Source organism: Mesorhizobium sp. CNPSo 4671, from assembly GCF_057784245.1.
Genome location: NZ_JBWLUW010000063.1, coordinates 1 through 993 on the forward strand (window position 1 = coordinate 1; position 993 = coordinate 993).

Annotated in this window: 1 pseudogene; it reads left to right on the top strand. The window is 60.3% G+C overall.

Annotated elements, in window-relative coordinates:
• Window positions 1-65 precede the first annotated feature (65 nt).
• Window positions 66-993: pseudogene (locus tag AC04SF_RS37355) on the top strand (hypothetical protein); the annotation flags it as partial.

Genomic DNA, 993 nt, shown 5'->3' on the forward strand with positions numbered 1-993 from the left:
CCACAGCATGCAACACAGTGAACCGGGAGGCGGGAGGGCGGGAGGGTATCGAAGCCTGCAGGGCCATGGCAGCTCGGGTGGCGCAGCTTGATAATGCGCTGATCAGCCAAATCGAACCCAGGGCGCTTGCGCTCTTGTCATCATCGTTCGGACGGCATCCCCGGATGGCGGATTGCCGCAATGGCGTGATCAGGATCGCCAAGGTCTGTCGCGACGACAGACGCATACTTAAAAAGCTCAACAGTCAAAGTCTGGCGCTGCTGGTGAACGGTTTGAGCAAGTGGCCGAAGGACTGTCGCGACGCCATAGTTGCAATCGCCAGTGAGGTCCATCACCGCGCCGACCAGCTCTCTGGTTTCATTCCGCAGGATTTGTCGACGTTGGTGAACGGCCTCTGTAAATGGCCGCAAGAGGAGAACATCCGTCCCGCCGCGCTCGCAATCGCCGGTGAGATCTGCCGCCGCACCAATCAGCTCGCTGACTTTAACGCCCAGGCATTGTCGAACCTGGTGAACGGCTTTAGCAAGTGGCCGCAAGCGGCAGAGTGCCGCCACGCCGCAACCGTTGTCAGCGGCGAGCTGCTTCGTCGCGGCCGACTCTCTGATTTCAGCAGTCAGAATCTTGCGACCCTGGTGAATGGCATGAGCAAGTGGCCGCAAGAGGAGAACACGCGTCGCGCCGCGCTCGCGATCGCCGGGGAGGTTAGTCGCCGCGTTGACGAGCTCTCTGGTTTTAATCCGCAGGAACTTTCGAACCTGGTGAACGGCTTCAGCAAGTGGCCGCATATGGAGAGCTTGCACGGTGCCTCAATCGCGATCGCTGGCGAGCTGCTTCGCCGTTCCGACCAACTCTCTGAATTTACTCCGCAGGAGATGTCGAACCTGGCAAACGGCTTCAGCAAGTGGCCGGAAGCCGCGGAGTGTCGCGAGGCTATAGCCCTGATCGCCGGTGAGATGCTTCGCCGTTCCGACCAACTCTCGGACTTTACTCCGC